Consider the following 24,213-nt stretch of genomic DNA (forward strand, 5'->3'; position numbering starts at 1 on the left):
CGGCGCGTGGGTCCGGAGGGTGCGATGGCGCGGTTCGCGTTCGCTCACCGCACCCTACCGAACTACGACGCTGGGTAGCTTCAGGATCCGTTGGCGGAGAACCTGTCGGACCGCTTGCGTAGACGCTGCAAAGCAAATCCCCCTCAATGCAAAGCAAATCCCCCTCAATCCCCATTTTCCAAGGGGGAAGACAAGCAAGGGCGAAGCAGAGGCTGGGGCTGGGTTTCAGGCTTCGCCGGTTGCGATCGGGCGCGAGGGATCGTCGATCCAGCCGCTCCACGAGCCCATGAACAAACCCGCGCCCTGCAGGCCCGCGTGTTCCATCGCCAGCAGGTGATGGCAGGCGGTCACGCCGGAGCCGCACATCACCGCCGTATGTTCCGGCGCGTAGTCGCCCATCACCGCGGCGAAACCCTGCGCGAGCTCGTCGCTGGGCTTGAAGCGGCCGTCGCGCAGGTTCTGCGCATACGGAAGATTGCGCGCGCCCGGGACATGGCCGGCGACGCGGTCCAGCGGTTCGACCTCGCCGCGGAATCGTTCCGCCGCGCGTGCGTCGATCAGCAGCTTGCCGGCGTCCAGATGCGCGCGCACGGCGTCGGCATCGAGCAGGCGACGCTGGTCGAAACTGCCCGGATATTGGCTGGGCGTCGGCACGGGCCGTTCGGCATCGCTGGGCAGCCCCAGCGCGCTCCAGCGCTGCCAACCGCCGTCGAGCACGGCCACGCGGCGGTGGCCGAGCAGACGCAGCAAAGCCCACACGCGCGCCGCCGCCAGCGCGCCGTCGCCATGGTCGTAAGCCACGACCTGATGCTCGGGCGTGACGCCCCAGCGCTGCAGCACCGCGGTGAAATCGGCCGCGTCCGGCCACGGATGGCGGCCGGCGTTGCGCTTGCGGTGATCGGACAGATCGCGATCCAGGTGGGCGTAGCGCGCGCCGGGAATATGCGCCTGCGCATACGCCGCCTCGCCCGCGTCCGGATCGGCAAGACCGGCGCGCGCGTCGATCACGATCAGATCCTCGCGCCCCAGCTGCGCGGCCAGATCCTCGGCCGACACCAACGTGGTCCAGTCGCTCATACGATCGCCTCCAGGCGTTGCCGCAGGTTCAACAGCATCGACGCGGTCGCGCCCCAGATGCGCTGGTCCGGATAGCGGAACTCCAGCACCTGACGCGCGCGGCCGCGGTAGTCCAGCGTGTGCGTGGCCAGGTTGGCCGGATCCATCAGATAGGCCAGCGACACCTCGAACACGTCCGCGACTTCGTTCGGGTCCGGCCGCGCCACGTAATCGCGGTCGATCGTCGCCACCACCGGCAGCACGCGGTAACCGGTGATGGTGGCCAAGGGATCCAGGTAGCCCAGCGGCGCGATCTGCGCCGGCGCCAGGCCGATCTCCTCGCCGGTCTCGCGAATGGCCGCGGCGACCGCGTCGCTATCGGTGGTTTCGATGCGGCCGCCAGGGAAGCTCACCTGGCCGCCATGCTGGCGCAAGGCATCGGTGCGCCGCGTGAGCAGCACGCGGGTGCCGTCCGCGCGCGGCACCAGGCCCACCAGCACCGCGGCGCGCGCCGGTTCGGCGGCCTCGGGCAGCAGGCCCTGCAGTTCGTCCAGGTTCCAGGCGTCGCCCGTGGGCTCGCGTGTCAGCGGATACAGCGCCTCGCCGATGCGCGGATAATCGCGGGGATAGTCGGACAGCGCGCTCACCGGCGCCGCGACTCGCGCTCGGGCAGCACGTGTTCCATCAGGCGTAAACGTTCGTCGTCGTTCATCTGCGACCAGCGCGCGATCTCGGACGTGGTGCGATGGCAGCCTTCGCACAGGCCTTGCTCGTCCAGCGAGCAAACGCCGATGCAGGGACTGAGCACCGCCCGGAATTGGAAAGTCATTTCACCGCACCACCAAGCCGCGCGTCCACGCGCGGCCGTCAACGCGGCCCGCGGGCCGCAACGCACCGGCCGGAGCCGGGTTCCACGCCCGACGGCGGAGCCGGCGGGTGATTCGTAAGGCTATCCCGGCCGGGCCGGCGGATCGCTAAAAAAAAGTTGCGCCGGCAGGGCCGGCGCAACCTTTACAACCCGAACCGCTTACTTGGTGCTGATCAGCTTGATTTCGAACTGCACCGCCACGTTCGGCGGGAACGGCGTGCGCGGGTCGGCGCCGTAGGCCTGGGCCGGCGGCAGCGTCACTTCCCACTTCGAGCCGGTCGGCATCTGCAGCAGCACTTCGCGCATCGCCGCCATCTCGATCTCGCTGACCTTGATGGCCGGGATCGCCTGCGCCGGACGCGCCTGCGCCGGACGCTCGCCCCAGGCGTAGGGCCCGGCGACTTCCAGCTGCACGGTGTTGGCCTGGGTCGGCTTGGCGCCGGTGCCCGCTTCGATCACGCGGTACTGCACGCCGCTGGGCAGGGTCTTGACGCCGGCCTTGGCCTTGTTCTGGGCCAGGTAACCGTCGCTCTTGGTCTTGTTGGCGGCGGCGGCCTTGTCCCACTCGGCCTTGGCCTTGGCCTGCTGGCGCTGCTGCATGTTCTGCACGGCGGTGCGCAGCTGGTCGACGGCGACCGCCGGCTCCTTCTTGCCGTAACCGTCCTGCAGACCCTTGATGATGGTGTTCACATCGACCTGCTCGCCGCTTTCGACGGCGTTGCGGCCCAGGTCGTAGCCCAGCGCATAGCTCAGCTTGCCTTTCTCGGACGAAGTGTCCTGCGCGACGGCGTTGCCGGCGGTCAGAGCCAGGGCCGCGACGGCGGCAGCAATCAAACGCAACTTCATTCGTTGGAATCTCCGGTAATGACACGGGGCGGATAAGACCGCCCCGACGATAAGGTCCATCGGGTCGTAAGCGCCCAGATGGACGGGGTAGGATAGCGGCCGCAAGGCTTAACCGCCACTGACATCCCGGGCTATGACCCCGCGAACGCGCCGGAGTTCCGTCGCCGCGGCGGCCCTGCCCGCCCCATTCCCTGCCCGGCCACCCATTCATATGTCCTCATCTCCCCTGCTGACCAGCGATCGCGGCGCCGTACGCGTGATCGCCGTCAACCGCCCCGACAAGCTGAACGCCCTGAACGCCGACACCCTGGACGCGCTGCTGCAGGCCTTCGAGGCCGCCGCCGCCGACCCGGCGGTGCGCTGCGTGGTCCTGACCGGCAGCGGCCCCAAGGCCTTCGTGGCGGGCGCCGACATCTCCGAAATGAACGGCCTGACCCCGGTCCAGGGCCGCGATTTCTCGCTGCGCGGGCAGAAGCTGATGCGCCGGATCGAGAAAATGCCCAAGCCGGTGATCGCGATGGTCAACGGCTTCGCCCTCGGCGGTGGCCTGGAACTGGCGATGGGCTGCCACCTGCGCATCGCCGCCGACAGCGCCAAGGTCGGCCAGCCGGAAATCAACCTCGGCCTGATCCCCGGCTTCGGCGGCACCCAGCGCCTGCTGCGCCTGGCCGGCCGCGCCGCGACCTTGGAGCTGTGCCTGGTCGGCACGCCGATCGACGCCGAGCGCGCGCGTCAGCTGGGCATCGTCAATCGCGTGGTGCCCGCGGCCGAACTGGAAGCGGAAACCTTCAAGCTCGCCGATCAGCTGGCCGCGTCCGCGCCGCTGGCGTTGCGCGGCGTGCTCGACTGCATCGCGGTCGGCGGCGAATGCGGCATCGAGGAAGGCCTGGAATACGAGACCGCGCAGTTCGGCCTGATGTTCGCCACCGACGACATGCGCGAAGGCACCGGCGCGTTCCTGGAACGCCGCAAGCCGGTGTTCTCCGGCACGTGAGCGCGGCGGCGCCCTGCCGCTGCGGTTGCGCGCAAGCGAGCGCGGTCCACACGATCGTCGCCGCATTGGCGGACGACGACGTGGACAGCGCGCTCGCGCTGGGCCTGCTCGACAGCCCCTCCTGTGCAAGCTGCACGCCGGAATGCACGGCGATGCTGATCGCCGCGCGCGATGCGCGGCGCGATGCGCTGGCCGCACGTGCGCGTTATCGCGCGCGCAATGCGCGGCTGGCGCAACGCGCGCAGGAACGCGCGGCGCAGCGCACGGGCGCACGCCCGGCGACCGAAGCGGTCGCGCAAGCCGGCGCGGTACCGACGACGCGTCCGGCGCTGCCTTCCGCCGCGGCCGCCGCGCTGGCGCGCGCCAAAGCCAAGGCCGCGGAGCGCAGCAAGCCGTGACGCCCTCGGACAAACGCAAGCCAGCGGCTGCGACGCGCGGCGCCGGCAAGAAGCCCAGCGCAACCGCCAAGCCGGCCGCCAAGCCCAAGACGAAAACGGCCAGACGAACCGCCCGCCTCGGTCCGACCGAGGCCGAGGAGATGTTCGCGCGGCTCAAGGCGCTCAATCCGCATCCGAAGACCGAGCTCGAATACAGCAGCCCGTTCGAGTTGCTGGTGGCAGTGGCGCTGTCGGCGCAGGCCACCGACGTCGGCGTCAACAAGGCCACGCGCAAGCTGTTCCCGGTCGCCAACACGCCGCAGGCGATCGCCGCGCTCGGCGTCGAGGGACTCAAGCCCTACATCGCCACGATCGGGCTGTACAACACCAAGGCCGCCAACGTGGTCGCGCTGTCGCAGCGCTTGCTGGACGAGCACGGCGGCGAGGTGCCGCGCGATCGCGCCGCGCTGGAGGCGCTGCCCGGGGTGGGCCGCAAGACCGCCAACGTGGTCCTCAACACCGCCTTCGGCGAGCCGACCATGGCGGTGGACACGCACATCTTCCGCGTCGCCAACCGCACCGGCCTGGCGCCCGGCAAGACCGTGCGCGCGGTCGAGGACGGCCTGCTCAAGGCCGTGCCGGCCGACTACCTGCAGGATGCCCATCACTGGCTGATCCTGCACGGACGTTACGTCTGCAAGGCACGCAAACCCGACTGCCCGCACTGCGCGATCCGCGATCTGTGCCGCTATCCGGGCAAGACCCCAGGCGAGCCGGAGCCCGTCGCCGCTTGATTTGCGGGGGTTGCCGGCCTTGGCGGGATCCCGTTCCGGGCCGTCATCCATCGGTCATGGCAGCGAAATAAGTCAGTCCTGTCATATTTACGCAACTTTCACACCCTAGCCTGCGCGGCATCCAACCACGCCCTAGGGCTTAGCCATGAAACTCTCCCGCAGCACCCTGTCCGTCGCGCTGCTCGCCGCGCTCGTCGCGCCGGCCGCGCATGCTGAAGTCGCCCTCGATGTCATCGGTAACTCCGAAGTCAGCTTCGAAGGCCTGCTCCAGGCCGACTACTACAGCTACGGCAACGACCTGAAGAACCTCAACGTCGACGCCCCGGACGGCTCCGATTCGGACAACGAGCTGCGCCGCGCCGAGCTGGTGCTGAAGGGCAAGGGCCCGGGCAACTTCGAGTGGGTGCTGGGTTACGACGCCAAGGACGACAAGTTCCTCGACGCCAACGTCAAGTACAAGTTCGGCAACAACGCCAACCACTTCATCCAGGTCGGCCAGTTCAAGCAGCCCAACAGCATGGAAGAGCTGTCGTCGACGAAGAACAACGACTTCGTCGCCAAGGGTTCGATCACCAACACCTTCGGCATCGCCCGCCGCGTCGGCGTCGGCTACTACTACGGCGACGTCAACTGGGGCGTCAACGCCACCTACTTCAGCCGCGAGCTGACCCGCAACCGCAAGCACGGCAACGGCTTCGGCCTGCGCGGCACCTGGGCGCCGATCCTCGACGCCGGCAACATCCTGCACTTCGGCCTGTCGCACGTGGACTACGACGCCGACCTGGGCGGCACCGCGGCGCTCAACACCGGCGACACCGTGTCCTTCAGCGCGCGTCCGCTGGCCGACATCTCGCAGACCCTGGTCAGCACCGGCAACATCACCCGCTCCGACCGCGTCGCCACCACCGGCGTCGAAGGCCTGTGGGTGCGCGGCCCGTTCAAGCTGCAGGGCGAGTACATGAAGACCAGCGTCAAGCGCTACGGCACGGCGCAGGACGTGGACTTCGACGGCGGCTACATCAGCGGCCTGTGGAACATCACCGGCGAAACCTGGACCTACAAGTCCGGCGCCCCGGTCACCGGCCTGCCGGACAACCCCGCCTCGGGCATGTGGCAGCTGGGCCTGCGCTACGACACCATCGACCTCAACGACGGCAGCGGCAACGTCACCACCGGCGCGACCACCGGCGTGCTCGGCGGCGAGCAGGACGCGTGGACCCTGGGCGTGAACTGGTACTGGCGTTCGAACTTCAAGTTCATGCTGAACTACGTCAAGGTCGACAGCAGCAAGTGGGTCGGCGGCACCACCCGTCGCTACGTCGACGACAACCCGAACATCACCGAAGTCCGCATGCAGTTCTACTGGTAAGCGGTAGCGCTACTCTCTCCCCCTCTCTGGCTGTACGTTTGCAAATCGCTTCGGGGCGCGGCTTTGCCGCGCCCCTTTTTGCTTGCGCGCCCTCAGCCGCAGGACCGCTCGCCGCCCGCGCACCCCGTCGATCCGCGCCTCTCGTGTCGGCCAGATGTCGGATGTAACCGACCTGTCACACAACCGACCTAGCGCTGTCATCGAACCGTTATGAAATGCGCCCCGAGCGGGCCAATGCCCGTCGTCTCTCTCCAGGAGCCCTCCGTGTTCAAGTCCATCCGCTTCCGCCTGGCCGCACTCGCGCTCGCGTCTGCGTTCGTCGTCAACGCTCAGGCCGCCGACGTCACCGGCGCCGGCGCGTCGTTCGTGTTTCCCATCATGTCCAAGTGGTCGGCCGATTACGCCAAGGCCACCCAGAAGAAGGTCAACTACCAGTCGATCGGTTCCGGCGGCGGTATCGCCCAGATCAAGGCCGCGACGGTGGACTTCGGTTCCTCCGACGCCCCGCTCAAGCCCGACGAGCTGGCCAAGTTCGGCCTGGCGCAGTTCCCGTCGGTGATCGGCGGCGTAGTGCCGGTGATCAACGTCCCGGGCGTGGCCTCGGGCGCGATGAAGCTCGACGGCGCCACCCTGGCCAACATCTTCCTCGGCAAGATCACGATGTGGAACGATCCGGCCATCGTCGCCCTCAACGGCGGCGTGCAGCTGCCGGCCAAGAAGATCACCGTCGTGCATCGTTCGGACGGTTCGGGCACCACCTTCAACTTCGTCAACTACCTGTCCAAGGTCAGCCCGGAGTGGAAGAGCTCGGTCGGCGAAGGCACCGCGGTCAAGTGGCCGGTCGGCATCGGCGGTAAGGGCAACGAAGGCGTGGCCGCCTACGTCAAGCAGATCCAGGGCGGCATCGGCTACGTCGAGCTGTCCTATGCGCTGCAGAACAAGATGGCCTACTCGCGCCTGAAGAACGCCGCCGGCAACTACGTGCTGCCCAGCGACGAGACCTTCTCGGCCGCCGCCGCCAGCGCCGACTGGGCCAACGCCAAGGACTTCTACCTGGTGATGACCAACGCCCCGGGCGAGAAGTCCTGGCCGATCACCGCCACCAACTTCATCCTGATGTACAAGCAGCCCAAGAACGCCGCTGGCGCCAAGAACGCCAAGGAATTCTTCCGCTGGGCCTACGCCAATGGCGACGCTCAGGCCAAGGCGCTGGATTACGTGCCGCTGCCGCCGGCACTGGTGCAGCAGATCGAGGCGTACTGGACGGCGAACATGAACTACTGATCCTTTGCGGATCGGGTTGCACGGGACGGGCCTTCGGGCCCGTTCTGCGTTTTGGGGGCGGCCTTCGGCCCTCCCCCCCCCTCTCCCGCGAGCGGGAGAGGGGCCAGCTGCGAGCTTGGTGCCTGAGGCGTCCCTGGACCGTCCCACCCCACTCGCCGCCCCACCCAGCCTTTCACTACAAATTCGTTACCGAACGATGTCATAGCGCTGTAACAAAAAGATCATCAAATGGCGCAGCCCCGCCGGCGAGTCTCGTCGGCACCTTCTTGGAGTTGCGCATGAAATCCTCGCCGGCCCGTATCGCCGCCCTGTCCCTCGCCCTGACCCTGGCCGTGGCCGCGTGCAAGCCCGGCGCCGACGCTCCCAAGGCAGGCGCCGATCAGGCCGCCACGACCGCCGCCCCGGCGGCCGGCGACAAGAGCACCGCGCTGATCACCGGCGCCGGCGCGACCTTCATCTATCCGCTGCTGTCGAAGTGGTCGGACGACTACCACAAGGCCACCGGCGCCAAGGTCAACTACCAGTCGATCGGCTCCGGCGGCGGCATCGCCCAGATCAAGGCCGGTACCGTCGACTTCGGCTCCTCCGACAAGCCGCTGGCGGCCGACGAACTCGCCGCCGCGGGCCTGGGCCAGTTCCCGTCGGCGATCGGCGGCGTGGTGCCGGTGGTCAACATCGACGGCATCGAGCCCGGCAAGCTGCGCCTGACCGGCGCGCTGCTGGCCGACATCTTCCTCGGCGACGTCAAGACCTGGAACGACCCGGCGATCGCCGCGCTCAATCCGGGCACGGCGCTGCCGGCGACCAAGATCAACATCGTCCACCGTTCCGACGGTTCGGGCACCACCTTCAACTTCGTCAATTACCTGTCCAAGGTCAGCCCGTCGTGGAAGAGCAAGGTCGGCGAAGGCACCTCGGTGCAGTGGCCGGGCGGCGTCGGCGGCAAGGGCAACGAGGGCGTGGCGTCGTACGTGAAGCAGATCAAGGGTTCGATCGGCTACGTCGAGCTGTCGTACGCGCTGCAGAACAAGATGGGCTACACCCAGCTGCAGAACGCGGCCGGCAACTTCGTCCAGCCCAACGCGCAGAGCTTCCAGGCCGCCGCCGCGGGCGCCGACTGGGCCGGCGCCAAGGACTTCAACCTGGTGATCACCAATGCCAGCGGCGCCGACGCCTGGCCGATCACCGCGACCAATTTCATTCTGATGTACAAGCAGCCCAAGGACGCCAAGCACAGCGCCGACACGCTGGCGTTCTTCAAGTGGGCCTTCGAGAACGGCCAGGCCCAGGCCGCCTCGCTGGATTACGTGCCGCTGCCGCCGGAGCTGGTGAAGCAGGTCGAGGCGTACTGGGCGGCGGAGTTTAAGTGACGCATCGGCCCGTGCCCGCTCTGCGGGCACGGCTTTGCCGATGCGTCGTCCCCGCGAAAGGGAGGATCCAGTGCCTTCAGCACGAAGCTCCATGAAAGATCCGTCGCGATGAAGCTCTGGATTCCCGCCTACGCGGAAATGACGAGCAGAGCAACAGCAATAGCGACAGCGAAAAACACAGCAAGCGCGCAAGCAACAGACGCACCACCGCACCACCCCCGACCGCAGGCCCAGACGGATCCCGCCCCGCAATGAACGCGACCGCCCTCCCCGCCGTACCGCTCGCGCGCGATCATGCCGACGCGCGCAACGATCGTCTGTTCCGCTACGTCCTCACCGCCACCGTCGTCTTCGTGCTGATCGCGCTGGCCGGCGCGGCGCTGTCGATGCTGTGGGGCGGGCGCGCCGTGCTCGCCAAGGAAGGCATCGACTTCTTCATCACCGCCGAATGGAATCCGGTGGAAGACCAGTACGGCGCGCTGGTGCCGATTTACGGCACCATCGTCACCGCGATCATCGCCATGATCATCGCCGTGCCGGTCAGCTTCGGCATCGCCTTCTTCCTGACCGAGGTCGCGCCGCGCTGGGCGCGCGGCCCGATCGGCACCGCGATCGAACTGCTGGCCGGCATCCCCTCGATCATCTACGGCATGTGGGGCCTGTTCGTGCTGGTGCCGGTGATGACCGAGTACGTGACCCCGTGGCTCAACGACCACCTCGGCACCTGGCCGGTGATCGGCCCGCTGTTCCAGGGCCCGCCGCTGGGCATCGGCATGCTCACCGCCGGCATCGTGCTGGCGATCATGGTCATCCCCTTCATTTCCTCGGTCATGCGCGAGGTGTTCCTGACCGTGCCGACCCGGCTCAAGGAGTCGGCGTATGCGCTGGGTTCGACCAAGTGGGAAGTCAGCTGGGACATCGTGCTGCCCTACACCCGCTCGGCGGTGATCGGCGGCGTTTTCCTGGGCCTGGGCCGCGCGCTGGGCGAGACCATGGCGGTGGCTTACGTGATCGGCAACAGCGTCAACTTCTCCGCCTCGCTGCTCGAACCCGGCACCACCATCGCCGCCGTCATCGCCAACGACTTCGGCGAAGCCACCGAAACCTACCGCTCGGCCCTGCTGCTGCTGGGCTTCGTGTTGTTCATCGTGACCTTCGTGGTGCTCGCCGCGGCGCGTCTGATGCTGATGCAGCTGTCGCGCAAGGAGGGCAACTGATGGCCGCCGTCACCGCCAAGGAACTGCGCACCGCCGACGCGCTGTATCGCCGTCGCAAGATCGGCAACGCGATCGCGATCGTCGCCGCCTGCGCCGCCGCCGTATTCGGCCTGTTCTTCCTGGGCTGGATCCTGTGGACCCTGGTCGCCAAGGGCCTGGGCGGCATCAACTGGGCGCTGTTCACCCAGATGACGCCGCCGCCGCAGCAGGAAGGCGGCCTGGTCAACGCCTTCTTCGGCAGCGCCGTGATGTGCGTGATCGCGCTGCTGATCGGCACCCCGCTGGGCATCGCCGCCGGCACCTGGCTGGCCGAGTACGGCAACGCGCGCAAGTTCGGCACCGTGGTGCGCTTCGTCAACGACATCCTGCTGTCGGCGCCGTCGATCGTGCTGGGCCTGTTCGTGTACTCGCTGGTGGTGGCGCAGATGGGCCGCTTCTCGGCCGTGGCCGGCGCGCTGGCGCTGGCCTTCATCGTGCTGCCGGTGGTGGTGCGCACCACCGACGAGATGCTGCGGCTGGTGCCCAGCCAGATGCGCGAGGCCGCGCTGTCGCTGGGCGTGCCGCAATGGAAGGTGATCGTGCAGGTGCTGTACCGCAGCGCCTCGGCCGGCATCGTCACCGGCATCCTGCTCGCCCTGGCGCGCATCTCCGGCGAAACCGCGCCGCTGCTGTTCACCGCCCTGAGCAATCAGTACTGGAGCACCGACATCTTCCGCGAGATGGCCAGCGTGCCGGTGACGATGAACAACTTCGCCAACAACCCCGACGCCAACTGGAACACCATCGCCTGGGCCGGCGCCCTGGTGCTGACCTGCTTCGTGCTGTTCGTCAGCCTGTTCGCGCGCACCGTGATCCTGCGCAAGCGGGTGTCCCATGACTGACCTGCGCACCCCCGACCTCTCTCTTCGCAACCTAGACCGGACTCCGGCCATGAACGACGCCCGCCTCAATCTCGCCACGCCCGAGCGGGACAGCACCGCCGCCGCACCGGCGCCGGTCAAGCTCGCCGCGCGCGGGCTGGACTTCTATTACGACAAGTTCCACGCGCTCAAGAGCATCAACCTGGAGATTCCGGAAAAGCAGGTCACCGCCCTGATCGGTCCCTCCGGTTGCGGCAAGTCGACCCTGCTGCGCATCTTCAACCGCATCTACGCGCTGTACCCGAAGCTGGAAGCGCGCGGCGAGGTGCTGCTGGACGGCGAGAACATCCTCGACCCGAAGTACCCGATGAACCGCCTGCGCAGCAAGGTCGGCATGGTGTTCCAGAAGCCGGTGCCGTTCCCGATGACCATCTTCGAGAACGTGGCCTACGGCATCCGTCATCACGAGAAGCTGTCGAAGTCGGAGATGAACGATCGCGTCGAACAGGCGCTGCGCCAGGGCGCGCTGTGGGACGAGGTCAAGGACAAGCTGGGCCAGAGCGCGCTGGGCCTGTCGGGCGGCCAGCAACAGCGCCTGTGCATCGCGCGCGCGGTCGCGCTGCGTCCGGACGTGCTGCTGCTGGACGAGCCGACCTCGGCGCTGGATCCGATCTCCACCAGCCGCATCGAGCAGCTGGTCGAGGAACTGAAGAAGGACTACACGATCGCGATCGTGACCCACAACATGCAGCAGGCCGCGCGCGTGTCGGACTTCACCGCCTTCATGTACCTGGGCGACCTGATCGAGCACGCGCCGACCGAGATCATCTTCTCCAAGCCGAGCAAGCAGCAGACCGAGGACTACATCACCGGTCGTTTCGGGTGAGGGACCGCGGCCGATGCCCTATCGGCATCGGCCGCGGTCCCGAACGCCCGGCCAGGGATGGCCGGGCAGGACCATCCGGAGACCCAATGTCTCGCCATGGATGGCAACGCAGTCCAACCCAGAATAAGCATCAATTTCGGACACACCCATGAGCACCCACATGCACGACCACATCGTCAAGAGCTACGACGACGAGCAGCGCCGCCTGCTCGACGAAACCCTGCGCATGGGCGAGATGGCCGCGTCGCAGCTGGAAGCCGCGCTGGACGTGGTCGAACGCCGCGACGACAAGGCCGCCGAGCGCATCATCGCCAACGACGAGGCGATCGACGCGCTGGAGCAGGAAATCAGCCACGACGTGATGAAGCTGGCGCTGCGCGGGCCGATGGCGCGCGACCTGCGCGAGATCCTGGCCGCTATCCGCATCGCCTCCGACATCGAGCGCGTCGGCGACTACGCCGCCAACGTCGCCAAGCGCTCCACCGCGCTCAACCTGTCGCCGCCGCTGCCGCACATCGCCGGCCTGCACGCGCTGGGCACCCTGGCCGTCAAGCAGCTGCGCGACGTGCTGGCCGCCTATCGCGAAAACGACGTCGAACTGGCCCAGCGCGTGCGCGCGCGCGACGCCGAGATCGACACGGCCTATACCGGCCTGTTCCGCGAGCTGCTGACCTATATGATGGAGGACGCGCGCAGCATCACCCCCTGCACGCACCTGCTGTTCATGGCCAAGAACATCGAGCGCATCGGCGACCACGCCACCAACATCGCCGAGAACGTCTGGTTCCTGGTCAAGGGCGAGGAACTGCTGCCGCCGCGCGAGAAGCGCGACGACACCAACACCACCGGCGCGCTCTGAGCGACGCACCCCAGCCCGCGCTTGTTCCCCCCCCCTTTGAAAAAGGGGGCTAGGGGGGATTTGCTTTTGCCCTTCGCGCGCCAAGCCAAACCCCTCGCCCCGCGCAAGTCCGCGCCACGTAACCAAAACCTCGCAGCCGCCACCACCTTGCGCTGCAGCGCAGCAAATCTGCAAACGTTTCCAGCGCCGATCAGCTGAACGCCAACCCAACAAAACCGCCCTTCGCGCCTCCGCCGCGAACCGTTTGCCGTAATCCCTAACTCTTGGTACATGTCCGTAGCGCCCCGCTACGGTTTATGTGGCAAGGATTCGGAGGGATACGAAGGGCATGAGCGGTTTGTTGGCCCATGGCGACTTGGAAGCGGCCCGCGCGGGCGATCGCGTCGCGCTGGAGCGCGTGCTGCTGCGCTCGCGCCAGGACCTGCGCCGCTACGCCGAGTTCCACTGCGTCATCAACGACGTCGAGGACGCGGTCCAGGAAACCCTGATCACGGTCTCGCGCAAGCTGCGCGATCTGCGCTCGCTGGAGTGCTTCGTCTCCTGGACCTTCCGCATCGTCAAGCGCGAATGCAACCGCCTCAAGCGCGGCATGCGCATGCTGAGCGGCGACGCCATCACCGAGAACATCCTGCCCATCGTGCTGCCCGAGCCGGCCGAATGGCGCCACGACGTGGCCGCGGCCCTGGAGTCGCTGCCCGAGCACTACCGCCAGGTCGTGCTGCTGCGCGACCTGGAAGGCCTGACCATCGCCGAAATGGCCGAACAGCTGTCGCTGACGCGAGAGGCGGTCAAGGCGCGCCTGCACCGCGCGCGTCTGCTGGCGCGCGAATATCTGGATTCATGAACAGTTTTCGAACATGGAACCGGGCACACTGCGCCCGCTTCCGCCCCGTGTTTTTCCCCGGCGGGCCCACCCCGTCATCATCGCCAACGTAATGGAGAGCAAGCGCATGTCCAAGCAGATCAAGAAACCCGTCGCCCTCGCGCTCGGCGCCGCCCTGGTCGGCGGTCTGACCCTGTCCGCCTCGGCCTTCGCCATGAGCGACCTCAGCCAGGGCTACCTGCTCGGCGCCCAGCAGGCGCAGACGGCCGAGAAGGCCGCCGATGCCAAGGCCACCGACGCCAAGGCCGCCGAAGGCAAGTGCGGCGCCGACAAGAAGCATGCCGAAGGCAGCTGCGGCGCCGACAAGGACAAGAAGGCCGCCGAGGGCAAGTGCGGCGAAGGCAAGTGCGGCGCCGACAAGAAGAAGGCCGGCGAAGGCAAGTGTGGCGAAGGCAAGTGCGGCGCCGACAAGGACAAGAAGACCGGCGAGAAGAAGGCTGGCGAAGGCAAGTGCGGCGAAGGCAAGTGCGGTGGCTCGGTCTGAGCCACGCGGCATGGACGGCGTGCGTCCGCTGAGCGCGGACGCCGTCGGCCTCGGTTTGCGGCGGGCCCTGCTGGGCCCGCTGCGATCGGCCGCGTCCGGCGATTTCGACTTCCTCGAGCTCGCGCCCGAGAACTGGATCGGCGTCGGCGGACGCTATGGCGAGGCGTTGGCCGAACTGGCCGCGCGCCACCCGTTGGTCTGCCACGGTCTGTCGCTGTCGCTGGGCGGCACCGACCCCTTGGACGAAACCTTCCTGACCCGCGTGCGCCGCTTTCTGGACCAGCATCACGTGCGCCTGTACAGCGAGCACCTGAGCTACTGCAGCGACGACGGCCACCTCTACGACCTGCTGCCGATCCCGTTCACCGAGGAAGCCGTGCACCACGTCGCCGCGCGCATCCGCCAGACCCAGGACATCGTCGGCCGCCGCATCGCAGTCGAGAACACCTCGACCTACGCCGCGCCGCACCAGGAAATGAGCGAGATCGATTTCACCAACGCGGTCCTGGCCGAGGCCGACTGCGACCTGTTGCTGGACGTCAACAACGTCTACGTCAACTCGATCAACCACCGCTACGACGCCAGCGCGTTTCTGGCCGCGTTGCCCGGCGAGCGCATCGCCTATATCCACGTCGCCGGCCATTACGACGAAGCCGACGACCTCAAGATCGACACCCACGGCGCCCCGGTCAAGGACGCGGTGTGGTCGTTGCTGGGCGAGGCCTACCGCCGCTTCGGCGCGCGCCCGACCCTGCTGGAGCGCGACTTCAATTTCCCGCCGTACGCCGAACTGGTCGCCGAGCTGGACACCGTGCGCGCGGTGCTGCGCGACCACGCCCCCGCCGCGGCGCGCCAGGCCCATGGCTGAGCCGCGCGGTCAGGCGCCCGCGCGACTGCGCGCGCAGCAGTTCGAACTGACCCGGCACCTGCGCGATCCACAGGCCAGCCCCGCCCCCGCCGGCATCGAGGAACGCCGCCTGGCGGTCTATCGCGACCTGCTGTTCAACAACGTCGAAGGCCTGCTGGCCGGCAACTTCCCGGTCGTCAGCGACCTGCTGGGCGATGCGCGCTGGACCGCGCTGGTGCGCGGCTTTTTTCGCGATCACCGCTGCCGCACGCCGCTGTTCCCCGAACTCGCGCGCGAATTCCTGCGTTATCTGGAAGACCGGGAGCGCGTGGAACCGGCGTTTCTGATCGAACTGGCGCACTACGAATGGGTCGAGCTGGCGCTGCAGCTGTCGGACGCCGCACTGGACCCGTCCACGCTCGATACCGATGCCGATCTGCTCGACGGCGTGCCGCTGCTGTCGCCGCTGGCCTGGCCGCTGGCCTATGCCTGGCCGGTGCACCGCATCGGCCCCGACTTCCAGCCCGACGCGCCGCCGCCGCAGCCGACCCTGTTGCTGCTGCGGCGCGAGCCCGACGGCGACGTGCGCTTTTCCGAACTCAGCCCGCTCGCGTATCGCCTGATCGAACGCCTGGGCGAGTTCCCCGAGCTCAGCGGCCGCGAGCAATTGCGCGCGCTGGCCGCCGAGGCCGGCAGCGAGGATGTCGAGGACTTCCTCCGCCACGGCCGCGCCCTGCTGGAGCAGATGCGCGCCAGCGGCGTCGTGCCCGGCGTGCGCGCGAACCGTTTGGCCCCGTAGGCGCCTCTGTAAGGGAAAGCGCTGGCGGTACCAGCGCGTTTCCTGCCGGAGCACGTTATGCCGTCCCCGATTCGCTGCGCCTGCGCGCTGCGCGACCGTCTCGAAGGCCTGGGCGCCTGGACCGCGCCCTTGGGCCTGCGCCTGGTGCTGGCCTGGGAATTCTACGAATCCGGCCGCGAGAAGCTGTTGGGCGAAAACTGGTTCGCCGACGTCATGGCCACCTTCCCGTTCCCGTTCGATCGCGTGCCGGCCGACCTGAGCTGGGGCATGGCGACCTGGTTCGAATTGATCGGCGGCATCGCCCTGCTGATCGGCCTGGGCACGCGCTTCTTCGCCGCCGCGCTGTTCGTGCTGACCGTGGTCGCGATCGCCGCGGTGCACTGGCCGCAGGACTGGATGGGATGGAGCCAGCTGGCGCAGGGCTATGCGATCACCGACCAGGGCGCGGGCAATTACAAGCTGCCGCTGCTGTTCCTGGTGATGCTGTGGCCGCTGATCCTGCGCGGTCCGGGCCGGCTCAGCGTGGACGCCTTGATCGAACGCGGCTTCGGCCCGCCGGCGCCGCAGGCGCGCAACGACGCCACCGGCTGGGGCGTCGCCCTGCTGCTGTTCGGCGTCGTCGCGGCGATGCTGCTGCCGCTGCCGGGCCTGGTCCTGGCCGCGGGCGGCCTGACGCTGCTGACGGCGAGCCGCCTGCGGCCGCGCCGCCTGTCCGCCTGACCGTCAACGCCCCGCCCCGCCGTCGCTTCACGCTTGCGAGCGGCGGCGGGGACGCGGGCACCCGGCTGGCGCGGCGGGCCGCGCCATCGCCGTCTGCTAGGCTTTCCGGATGATCGATGCCGGCCCCGCCCCCAAAACCGCCACCGCCCCGCCCCGCCTGTGCAACCGCTTCCGCGGCTTTCTGCCGGTGGTGGTCGACGTAGAAACCGGCGGCTTCGACTGGAACCGCCACGCCCTGCTCGAGATCGCCGTGGTGCCGCTGGAGATCGACGACCAGGGCCTGCTGTTTCCCGGCACCACCGCCAGCGCCCACGTGGTGCCGGCGCTGGGCATGGAGATCGACCCCAAATCGCTGGAAGTCACCGGCATCGACATCGATCACCCGTTCCGCGACGCCAAGCCCGAACGCGTCGCGCTGGAAGCGGTGTTCGCACCGGTGCGCGAGGCGATCAAGCGCCACGGCTGCCAGCGCGCGATCCTGGTCGGACACAACGCCCACTTCGATCTCAACTTCCTCAACGCCGCCGTCGCGCGCAGCGGTCACAAGCGCAATCCCTTCCACCCCTTCAGCGTGTTCGACACCGTGACCCTGGGCGGCCTGGCCTACGGCCAGACCGTGCTGGCGCGCGCGGTCCAGGCCGCAGGCTTCGAATGGAACGCCGAGGAAGCGCACTCGGCCGTCTACGACGCCGAACGCACCGCGCAACTGTTCTGCAAGGTCGTCAACGCCTGGCCGTCGCCGCTGGCCGGCGGCTGAGTCCGCCACCGCCCGCAAGGATCGCGCAACGCATGAAACGCTACTGCACCGCCGTGCTCGCACTGGCGCTGGCCCTGCCCGGCATGGCCGCGGAACCGGAGACGGGCGGCTGGCGCAGCCAGAGCGGCGAGCCGGTCCCCGACACCGACGCCATGCGCTCGGTGCAGGGCTTCGCCGGCCGCCTGCTGCTCACCGCCGACCGCGACTGGGAGCAGAAGTGGAACACGCCCGCCGAACACACGCCGCGCTTCGACGAAACCGACGAAGTGTGCATCGGCGGCCGCCTGACCATGCTCACCTTCCTGGCCAATCCCAAGGTCGGCGACGACGGCATGACCGACGTCGCCTGCGACGTGCTGATCCTGCGCCCCGATGGCAGCGCCAGCACCGGCGCCAAGGACCTGCCCTGCTTCAAGGTCGAGCTGAAAGGCGATCCGACCCACATCTACCTGTCGGCGACCAACCTGGAATTCATCGCCGAACCTGGCGATCCGCTGGGCCGTTGGACTTTGCGCGTCACGCTCAAAGACCGGCTGCGCGGCGTCGAGGTGCCGCTCAGCACGGGCTTCACCGTCAAATAGGATCGCGCAGCGCCATGTGCAGCAACGGAAAACGCCGCCCTTGACCGTCGGTTTCGGAGCGGCCGGTGTCGACGAAACCGTAGCGGCGATAGAACCCGTGTGCGGCCGGGTTCTGTTCGTTGACATCGACCGTGAGCGCGCCGCGCAACTGCCGCGCGTGATCGAGCAGGCGCGTGCCTATGCCCTGCCCGCGCCAACGCGGATCCAGGAACAGCATCTCGACCTGCGCGCCGGACAGGCCGATGAAGCCGGTCACGACGCCGTCGGCGTCTTCGTCGACCCAGATCTCGACCGCGTCCAGGTAGACGTCGCGCACCTGCGGCAGCAGCTCGGCGATGTCCGCCTCGGCCAGGAAGTCGTGAGTCGCGCGCACCGAGCGCTCCCAGACCTGCAGCAGGCGCGGGTGATCGTCGGGGGTGCGTGCGCGCAAGGTCATTCGCTGGTCCTTCATGAGATGCCGCAGGCGATTCCAGCGTCTCCGGCGCGATGAGGCATCGCGCCGGAACGCCGCTAAGCGCCTGCCGCGATCAGGCCAGTTTCAAGCCGATCAGGCCGGCGATGATCAAGGCCACGCTGATGATGCGCAGCGGGTTGACCGGCTCGTTGAACAGCACGATGCCCAGGATGACGGTGCCGACCGCGCCCACGCCCACCCAGATCGCGTAGGCGGTGCCGACCGGCAGCGATTTCATCGCGATGCCGAGCAGGCCCAGGCTGATCGCCATGGCGGTCACCGTGCCCACGGTGGGCCACAGCTTGCTGAAACCGTCGGTGTATTTGAGGCCGATGGCCCAACCGACCTCGAACAGGCCGGCGAGTACGAGAATGATCCAAGGCATGGCAGGTCTCCTGTCGCGAAGGGGCCGTCCCCGGGCGATTGGAGAGGCGGGGTCGTCCCCGCTTCCTGCAGCCCGTGGATTATTTCACGGGAGCCAGGCGCTGGCGCACCGCTTCGAACAAGGTGACGCCCGTGGCTACGGAAACGTTCAGGCTCTCGACCGAGGAACCGTCGGCACCGCCGGGCATGGGAATCTTGACCAGTTGGTCGCAGTTCTCGCGGGTGAGCCGGCGCATGCCGTCGGATTCGCCGCCCAGCACCAGGCCGACGTTGCCGCGCAGATCCAGATCGTAGAACGAGGCGTCGGCCTCGCCGGCCAGACCGTACAGCCACACGCCCAGCTCCTGCAGTTCGCGCAGCGAGCGCGCCAGGTTGGTCACCGGAATGATCGGCACGTTGTCGGCCGCGCCCGCGGAGGTCTTGCGCACGGTGGCGTTGATCTGCACCGCGCGGTCCTTGGGAATGATCACCACGGTGACGCCGGCCGCGGCCGCGCTGCGCAGGCAGGCGCCGAGGTTGTGCGGATCCTGCACGCCGTCCAGCACCAGCACCAGCGCGCGGCCCTCGGCGGCCTCGATCAGGCCCTGCAGCTCGTTTTCGCCCCAGGTCTTGGCCGCGGCGTAACGCGCGACCACGCCCTGATGGCGCAGCCCGCCGGCGACGCCGTCCACGGCCTGGCTGGCGACCTTGCGCACGTCGATGCCGACACGGCGCGCGTTGGCCTCGATCTCGGCCAGACGCGGGTTCTTGGCGCCGGCTTCGATCAGCACCTCGCGCACGTTATCGGCATCGTGCTCGATCGCCGACGCGACTGCGTTGATGCCGGCGATCCATTGTTTCTGGCTCATGGGGGTTCCGTAGACGGGGGCGACCGCCGGCCGGCCTGGGCCGGGGCGGTGGGAGAACAGGGGGGAGATTCTAAGCCAGCAGCGGCTCGCAAGCCCGTTACATGCTCAAACGAGGCCCCGCCAGCGTTCCCCCCTTTGAAAAAGGGGGGCTAGGGGGGATTTGCTCTTGCTCCAGCTCAAACGCGAAAAGCAAATCCCCCGCGCTCCGGTTCCATGTCGCGAATCCATGCCGGCGCGGGCGCGGCCCCCCTTTGCAAAGGGGGCGACGAATTCAAAGAGGGCGGTTCAGCGACCGGCTCAATACTTCTGCTTGGTCCGCTTGGCCGGCTGCCCGCGCGGCGGCAGCGGTTTGGCGCCGCGATCCTCGACCAGCTTGAAGTCGATCTTGCGGTCCTCGACGCTGGCCTTCATCACCACGATCGAGACCCGGTCGCCAAGCCGGAACTCGCGCCCGCTGCGCTCGCCCTGCAGGGTTTTGCGGATCGGGTCGAAGTGGTAATAGTCGTGCGGCAACTGGGTGACGTGGACCAGGCCGTTGACCTTGGACTCGTCCAGCTCGACGAACAGGCCGAAGCTGGTCACGCCGCTGATGGTGCCCTCGAACTCGCCGCCGACGTGCTGCTCCATCCACGCGGCGCGGTAGCGCTCGTCGACCTCGCGCTCGGCTTCGTCGGCGCGGCGCTCGCGCTCGGAGCACTGCAGAGCCAGCGCGGCCATGCCGCTGGGCGAGTATAGGAACTGATCCGGACGTCCGCCGCCCAACGCGTACTTGATCGCGCGGTGCACCAGCAGGTCGGGATAGCGGCGGATCGGCGAGGTGAAGTGCGCATACGCCTCCAGCGCGAGGCCGAAGTGGCCGACGTTGCCCGGCGCGTACACCGCCAGGCTCTGGCTGCGCAGCAGCACCGATTCGATCAAGGCCGCATCCGGGCGCTCGCGCACCTTCTTCAACAGCTCGGTGAAGTCGCGCGGCTGCACCTGCGGCCACGGCGGCATGCGCAGCTTGAACTCCTTGAGGAACTCCTGCAGATCGGCGTACTTCTGCTCCGGCGGACGCTCGTGGTTGCGGTACGGCGCGGGCACGTGCGCGGCGATCAGGTACTTCGCCGCCTCCACGTTGGCCGCGATCATGCATTCCTCGATCAGCTTGTGCGCGTCGTTGCGCTGGAGCATGCCGGCCTGCACCACTTCGCCGCGCTGATCCAGCACGAAACGCACTTCGCTGGATTCGAACTCGATCGCGCCGCGGCGCTGACGCGCCTTGGACAGCACCCGATACAGCTGATGCAGGCGTTGCACGTTCGGCAGCAGCGAGCCGATCTGGGCCAGCGCGTCTTCGCGCGCGGCGTCCTCGATGCCCTCGCCGACCGCGTTCCAGACCTGGGTGTAGGTCAGCCGCGCGTGCGAGTTCATCACCGCTTCGTAGAACTTCGACTCGACCACCAAACCCTCGCGGTCGATCTGCATGTCGCAGACGAAGCACAGCCGGTCGACCTTGGGCTTGAGCGAACAGATGCCGTTGGACAGGGTCTCCGGCAGCATCGGCACCACGAAGCCCGGGAAATACACCGAGGTCGCGCGCCGCGTCGCTTCCTCGTTCAGCGGCGTGCCCGGGCGCACGTAATGGGACACGTCGGCGATCGCGACCACCAGGCGGAAACCGTCGCGGTTGGGTTCGCAATAGACGGCGTCGTCGAAGTCCTTGGCGTCCTCGCCGTCGATGGTGACCAGCGGCGTCGTACGCAGGTCGACGCGCTGCGCGGCCACTTCCGGCGGCACGGTCAGCGCCACGCCGGCGGCTTCGTCCAACACCGCCTGCGGAAATTCGTGCGGCAGCTCGTGACCGTGGATCGCGGCCTGCACCGCCAGCGAGGCGGTCAGGCGCTCGCCCAGCACCGTCAGCACGCGGCCGATCGGCGGACGCTTGGCATCGGGCGCCTGCACCAGCTCGCAGACCACCAGCTGGCCGTTCTGCGCGTCCAGGCGCGCGTCCGGCGGGATCTGCACATTGCGCTGGATGCGGCGGTCGTCGGGCACGACGTAGCTGATGCCCGACTCGACCGTGAAACGGCCGATCAACCGATTGAGGCGGCGCTCCAGCACTTCGACGATGGCGCCCTCGCGGCGGCCGCGGCGGTCGACGCCGGTGACACTGGCCAGCACGCGGTCGCCGTGCATGGCCTTGCGCATCTCGAACGGCGGCAGGAACAAATCGTCGCCGCCACCGGCTTCCGGACGCAGGAATCCGAAGCCGTCGGGATTGGCGATCACCACGCCGGCGATCAGGTCCATGCGCGCTGCGGGCGCGAACTCGCCCTTGCGGTTCTGCAGCAGCTGGCCTTCACGCAGCATCGCCGCCAGGCGCTTGCCCAGGGCATCGAAACGGTCCGGCGCGCTCAGATCCAGCGTTTCGGCCAGGGCTTCGGCGCGCATCGGGCCGTCGGCCGCGGCCAACAGCTGCAGGATCGCTTCGCGGCTGGCGATGGGCTGCTCGTAGCGGCGCGCCTCGCGCTCGGCGTAGGGGTCGTTGTAAGCCGGCGGCGCGCTGCGCGCGCGCGGCGCAGGCGATGCGGCCGCATCGGCCTTGCCGCGCTTGCCGCCCTTGGCGGGCGGGCCGTGTTGGAGATTTTCCGGCAGCCAGGCCGGTCGCGGTGCGGCGCTTTTCTTGCCGCCGCCGGACTTGCCGGCGCCTTGCTTACCGCTCGCCGGCTTGGCGCCGGCCTTCGCGCCGGAGGCGCGGGTGGATTTGCCGGGCTTGCCCCCGGCCGGGGTCTTCTTGCTCATCGCGGCATGGTCGCACATCGCCATGAACGCGGCGTCGTCGGGCGGCTCCCGACGACACCCACACGGCCCCGTTCCGGCGGGGGCGCGCTTAGCTCATGCGTTGCGCGCCACGTGTCGGCGCGTCCTGCCCACCCATGCCCTGGGTCTGTTGCAGGGTCTGCTGCGCGCTGACCTGCGCCAGTTGATCGAAGCTCTGGCTGGCGGGCACGCGCGCGGCCTGCTGGGCCTCGACCTGGGCGTGGAAATGCGGGCCGCGTTCGCCGTTGGGCGAATACATCGCGAACACGTGCACCTCGCCGTTCGCGGTCGGCCGGCCGATCGCGACGCGGTCGATGCCGTGGCTGAGCGGATCGGCCCGATGCCGGCACAGCAGTTGGGCGGAGATGTTGTCGCACTGCTCGGCGTTCCAGCGCCCGTCGGCGGCGACCACGCCGCGGATGTTGCCGAACGCGGCATGGTCGGGATGGTGGCGGTCGCGTGCGTCGTTGGCACCCAGCGGTTCGCCGGGCGGACGCGGCCCGCCCGGCGCCGGTATCGGCCCGATCTCGTTGCCGCGGCGGTCCATCTCCGCCGGCGTCGGCCGATGCGGTGCCGGGTGCGCGGGAGCGGCCGGATTCGCGATCGGCGGCGCCGTCACGGGCGCCGGTTGCGCGGTCACCGGCGCGCCCTGCTCCAGCCGCAGCGGCGGCGCGTTGCGATCCACCCGCAGCAGCCGCTCGGAGGCGCCGTTGCGATCGATGTTGAGGTCGACCACGCGATTGGCCTGATTGACGCGCGACAGGTCGTCGCGGTCGACCTCGCTCCAGGCGCCGCGCACGAAGGCATGACCATTGCCCTGCCGGTCCCAGGTCACGAAGTCGTTGCCGGCCGCGTACACGCCGTTGTCGTTGAAGCGGCCGGGCTGGGTCTGGCTGGTACGCGCCTGCTGATAGGCGCCGCCGCGGTCCAATGCGTGGATGAAGGGTTCGGCCTGCTCGTAGTTCACGAACAGGCGGCGCACCGTCGCGTACTCGCCGGGCAGGTTGGGATGCGCGCGGTCCTGGTCCAGGCGCGTGGGATTGATCAGGGGGTTGGCGGTGACGTGATCCCAGACCGGATGCAGGGGACTGTTGGGGTGCGAGTTGCGCAAGGCATTGACGACGTCGGCGCCGTGCAGGGCCTTGTCGCGACCGGTCTGGAAGTAATCGGTGGCGCTGGGATTGAGCGCGCCGATCGCGTCGCTGACGGCGTCCACGCTGCGGTACTGGCCACGCTCCAACGCGCTCAGTATCGGGCGCGCCTGGCTTTCGTTCTGGTTGTAGACCTTGGCCACCATGGCGGTCAGCCTGACCTGGTCGTCGCCGGACGCGTCGCGGTACAGCTGGCTGCGCTGCATGGGCGCGATCGCGCGATCCATGAGCTTGTCGACTTGGGCCACGTCGCGGTCGTGCACCCAGGTCACGCCGGCATCGGATGCCAGGAAGCTGTCCAGGCGCGTGCGCACGGTGGCATCGACATCGCGGCCCTGCGCGGCGTCGATCTCCTGGCCGTCGCGTCCCAGGTCCGCGACCGTGCGCGCCACCTGCGCGTTGTTCAACACCCAATCCGGATGCTGCACGCGCGCCCAGGCCTGGTAAGCGTTCACCAGATCCGCCGGCACGTTCTCGCCGTTGCGCACGCCCGGTTGGTAGTGCTGTCCCAGGTCGGTCTGAATGGTGCCGATGGTGTAGCCGCTGCTGTCGGCGGTCTCGATCCGCGCGGTACGCGGGTTGTCGCCCGCCACCGCAAGGCGGTACGCGTTCTCGCCGCTTTCGGAGGTGACGCCGACCGCGAAATAGATCGTCGCGCGCAGTTCGGCATCGCTGAGGCCCGGCCTGGCTGCCGGACGCGGATCGGGGGTATCGGTCATTGCG

The 24,213-nt window shown here is 68.5% G+C and carries 26 protein-coding genes; 17 read left to right on the forward strand and 9 right to left on the reverse strand.

The window, feature by feature from the left end; all coding sequences use genetic code 11:
* Positions 1-225: 225 nt before the first annotated feature.
* The 4 genes from LVB77_RS14915 to LVB77_RS14930 all read right to left on the reverse strand — a co-directional run bounded on the left by LVB77_RS14915 (position 226) and on the right by LVB77_RS14930 (position 2,770).
* Positions 226-1,077 (reverse strand): sulfurtransferase, encoded by an 852-nt coding sequence (locus tag LVB77_RS14915; RefSeq protein WP_232906878.1) that lies wholly within the window; start codon positions 1,075-1,077, stop codon positions 226-228.
* Positions 1,074-1,703: a CoA pyrophosphatase gene (locus LVB77_RS14920; RefSeq protein WP_343226203.1), complete on the reverse strand. Its 630-nt coding sequence runs from the start codon at positions 1,701-1,703 to the stop codon at positions 1,074-1,076. Before LVB77_RS14920 ends, LVB77_RS14915 begins: the two co-directional genes overlap by 4 nt.
* Positions 1,700-1,885 carry a DUF1289 domain-containing protein gene (locus LVB77_RS14925; protein WP_232906879.1) on the reverse strand — a complete coding sequence of 62 codons (186 nt, stop codon included), beginning with the start codon at positions 1,883-1,885 and terminating at the stop codon, positions 1,700-1,702. The genes LVB77_RS14920 and LVB77_RS14925 overlap by 4 nt, the downstream gene beginning before the upstream one ends.
* Positions 1,886-2,083: 198 nt before the next feature.
* The gene (locus LVB77_RS14930; protein ID WP_232906880.1) at positions 2,084-2,770 is read right to left on the reverse strand and encodes an FKBP-type peptidyl-prolyl cis-trans isomerase N-terminal domain-containing protein; all 687 of its coding nucleotides are present in this window, start codon (positions 2,768-2,770) and stop codon (positions 2,084-2,086) included.
* Between the two features lie 211 nt (positions 2,771-2,981).
* Here LVB77_RS14930 and LVB77_RS14935 point away from each other — a divergent pair, with 211 nt between their 5' ends.
* The 17 genes from LVB77_RS14935 to LVB77_RS15015 all read left to right on the forward strand — a co-directional run bounded on the left by LVB77_RS14935 (position 2,982) and on the right by LVB77_RS15015 (position 17,851).
* Positions 2,982-3,764 carry an enoyl-CoA hydratase-related protein gene (locus LVB77_RS14935; RefSeq protein WP_232906881.1) on the forward strand — a complete coding sequence of 261 codons (783 nt, stop codon included), beginning with the start codon at positions 2,982-2,984 and terminating at the stop codon, positions 3,762-3,764.
* A gap of 80 nt (positions 3,765-3,844) precedes the next feature.
* Positions 3,845-4,162, forward strand: coding sequence for a hypothetical protein (locus LVB77_RS14940; RefSeq protein WP_232906882.1), 318 nt, complete (start codon positions 3,845-3,847; stop codon positions 4,160-4,162).
* On the forward strand, positions 4,159-4,935 hold the full coding sequence (gene nth / locus LVB77_RS14945; protein WP_343226204.1) for an endonuclease III: 777 nt from the start codon (positions 4,159-4,161) through the stop codon (positions 4,933-4,935). Before LVB77_RS14940 ends, nth begins: the two co-directional genes overlap by 4 nt.
* 145 nt (positions 4,936-5,080) lie before the next feature.
* A complete protein-coding gene (locus LVB77_RS14950; RefSeq protein WP_232906883.1) occupies positions 5,081-6,304 on the forward strand; it encodes an OprO/OprP family phosphate-selective porin in 1,224 nt (407 codons plus the stop codon).
* Between the two features lie 264 nt (positions 6,305-6,568).
* Entirely contained in the window at positions 6,569-7,588 is a 1,020-nt protein-coding gene (pstS, locus tag LVB77_RS14955) for a phosphate ABC transporter substrate-binding protein PstS (RefSeq protein WP_232906884.1), read from the forward strand.
* A 278-nt stretch (positions 7,589-7,866) separates the two neighbouring features.
* Positions 7,867-8,958 carry a phosphate ABC transporter substrate-binding protein PstS gene (pstS, locus tag LVB77_RS14960; protein WP_232906885.1) on the forward strand — a complete coding sequence of 364 codons (1,092 nt, stop codon included), beginning with the start codon at positions 7,867-7,869 and terminating at the stop codon, positions 8,956-8,958.
* A 251-nt stretch (positions 8,959-9,209) separates the two neighbouring features.
* Entirely contained in the window at positions 9,210-10,175 is a 966-nt protein-coding gene (gene pstC / locus LVB77_RS14965; RefSeq protein ID WP_232906886.1) for a phosphate ABC transporter permease subunit PstC, read from the forward strand.
* Positions 10,175-11,056, forward strand: a complete 882-nt coding sequence (gene pstA, locus LVB77_RS14970; protein ID WP_232906887.1) for a phosphate ABC transporter permease PstA — start codon at positions 10,175-10,177, stop codon at positions 11,054-11,056. Before pstC ends, pstA begins: the two co-directional genes overlap by 1 nt.
* A 49-nt stretch (positions 11,057-11,105) precedes the next feature.
* Entirely contained in the window at positions 11,106-11,921 is an 816-nt protein-coding gene (pstB, locus tag LVB77_RS14975; RefSeq protein ID WP_232906888.1) for a phosphate ABC transporter ATP-binding protein PstB, read from the forward strand.
* A gap of 148 nt (positions 11,922-12,069) precedes the next feature.
* On the forward strand, positions 12,070-12,780 hold the full coding sequence (gene phoU / locus LVB77_RS14980; protein WP_232906889.1) for a phosphate signaling complex protein PhoU: 711 nt from the start codon (positions 12,070-12,072) through the stop codon (positions 12,778-12,780).
* A gap of 328 nt (positions 12,781-13,108) precedes the next feature.
* Entirely contained in the window at positions 13,109-13,624 is a 516-nt protein-coding gene (locus LVB77_RS14985; RefSeq protein ID WP_232906890.1) for a sigma-70 family RNA polymerase sigma factor, read from the forward strand.
* A 106-nt stretch (positions 13,625-13,730) separates the two neighbouring features.
* The gene (locus LVB77_RS14990) at positions 13,731-14,147 is read left to right on the forward strand and encodes a hypothetical protein (protein WP_232906891.1); all 417 of its coding nucleotides are present in this window, start codon (positions 13,731-13,733) and stop codon (positions 14,145-14,147) included.
* 10 nt (positions 14,148-14,157) lie between these two features.
* On the forward strand, positions 14,158-15,015 hold the full coding sequence (locus LVB77_RS14995; RefSeq protein WP_232906892.1) for a DUF692 domain-containing protein: 858 nt from the start codon (positions 14,158-14,160) through the stop codon (positions 15,013-15,015).
* Positions 15,008-15,793, forward strand: a complete 786-nt coding sequence (locus LVB77_RS15000; protein ID WP_232906893.1) for a putative DNA-binding domain-containing protein — start codon at positions 15,008-15,010, stop codon at positions 15,791-15,793. The genes LVB77_RS14995 and LVB77_RS15000 overlap by 8 nt, the downstream gene beginning before the upstream one ends.
* A 57-nt stretch (positions 15,794-15,850) precedes the next feature.
* Positions 15,851-16,513 carry a DoxX family protein gene (locus LVB77_RS15005; RefSeq protein ID WP_232906894.1) on the forward strand — a complete coding sequence of 221 codons (663 nt, stop codon included), beginning with the start codon at positions 15,851-15,853 and terminating at the stop codon, positions 16,511-16,513.
* A gap of 109 nt (positions 16,514-16,622) precedes the next feature.
* Entirely contained in the window at positions 16,623-17,270 is a 648-nt protein-coding gene (gene rnt / locus LVB77_RS15010) for a ribonuclease T (protein ID WP_232906895.1), read from the forward strand.
* Positions 17,271-17,302: 32 nt separating this feature from the next.
* Complete coding sequence (locus LVB77_RS15015) at positions 17,303-17,851, forward strand: hypothetical protein (protein WP_232906896.1); 549 nt, start codon at positions 17,303-17,305, stop codon at positions 17,849-17,851.
* Here the strand turns inward: LVB77_RS15015 and LVB77_RS15020 are convergent.
* The 5 genes from LVB77_RS15020 to LVB77_RS15040 all read right to left on the reverse strand — a co-directional run bounded on the left by LVB77_RS15020 (position 17,844) and on the right by LVB77_RS15040 (position 24,209).
* Positions 17,844-18,287 (reverse strand): acetyltransferase, encoded by a 444-nt coding sequence (locus LVB77_RS15020; RefSeq protein WP_232906897.1) that lies wholly within the window; start codon positions 18,285-18,287, stop codon positions 17,844-17,846. The genes LVB77_RS15015 and LVB77_RS15020 overlap by 8 nt on opposite strands.
* A 91-nt stretch (positions 18,288-18,378) precedes the next feature.
* On the reverse strand, positions 18,379-18,690 hold the full coding sequence (gene sugE / locus LVB77_RS15025) for a quaternary ammonium compound efflux SMR transporter SugE (protein ID WP_232906898.1): 312 nt from the start codon (positions 18,688-18,690) through the stop codon (positions 18,379-18,381).
* A gap of 79 nt (positions 18,691-18,769) precedes the next feature.
* Complete coding sequence (gene rlmB, locus LVB77_RS15030) at positions 18,770-19,537, reverse strand: 23S rRNA (guanosine(2251)-2'-O)-methyltransferase RlmB (protein ID WP_232906899.1); 768 nt, start codon at positions 19,535-19,537, stop codon at positions 18,770-18,772.
* Between the two features lie 297 nt (positions 19,538-19,834).
* Complete coding sequence (rnr, locus tag LVB77_RS15035; protein ID WP_232906900.1) at positions 19,835-22,321, reverse strand: ribonuclease R; 2,487 nt, start codon at positions 22,319-22,321, stop codon at positions 19,835-19,837.
* A gap of 88 nt (positions 22,322-22,409) precedes the next feature.
* On the reverse strand, positions 22,410-24,209 hold the full coding sequence (locus tag LVB77_RS15040) for an XVIPCD domain-containing protein (protein WP_232906901.1): 1,800 nt from the start codon (positions 24,207-24,209) through the stop codon (positions 22,410-22,412).
* Positions 24,210-24,213 lie beyond the last annotated feature (4 nt).

The organism is Lysobacter sp. 5GHs7-4, from assembly GCF_021284765.1.
GTDB lineage: Bacteria > Pseudomonadota > Gammaproteobacteria > Xanthomonadales > Xanthomonadaceae > Lysobacter.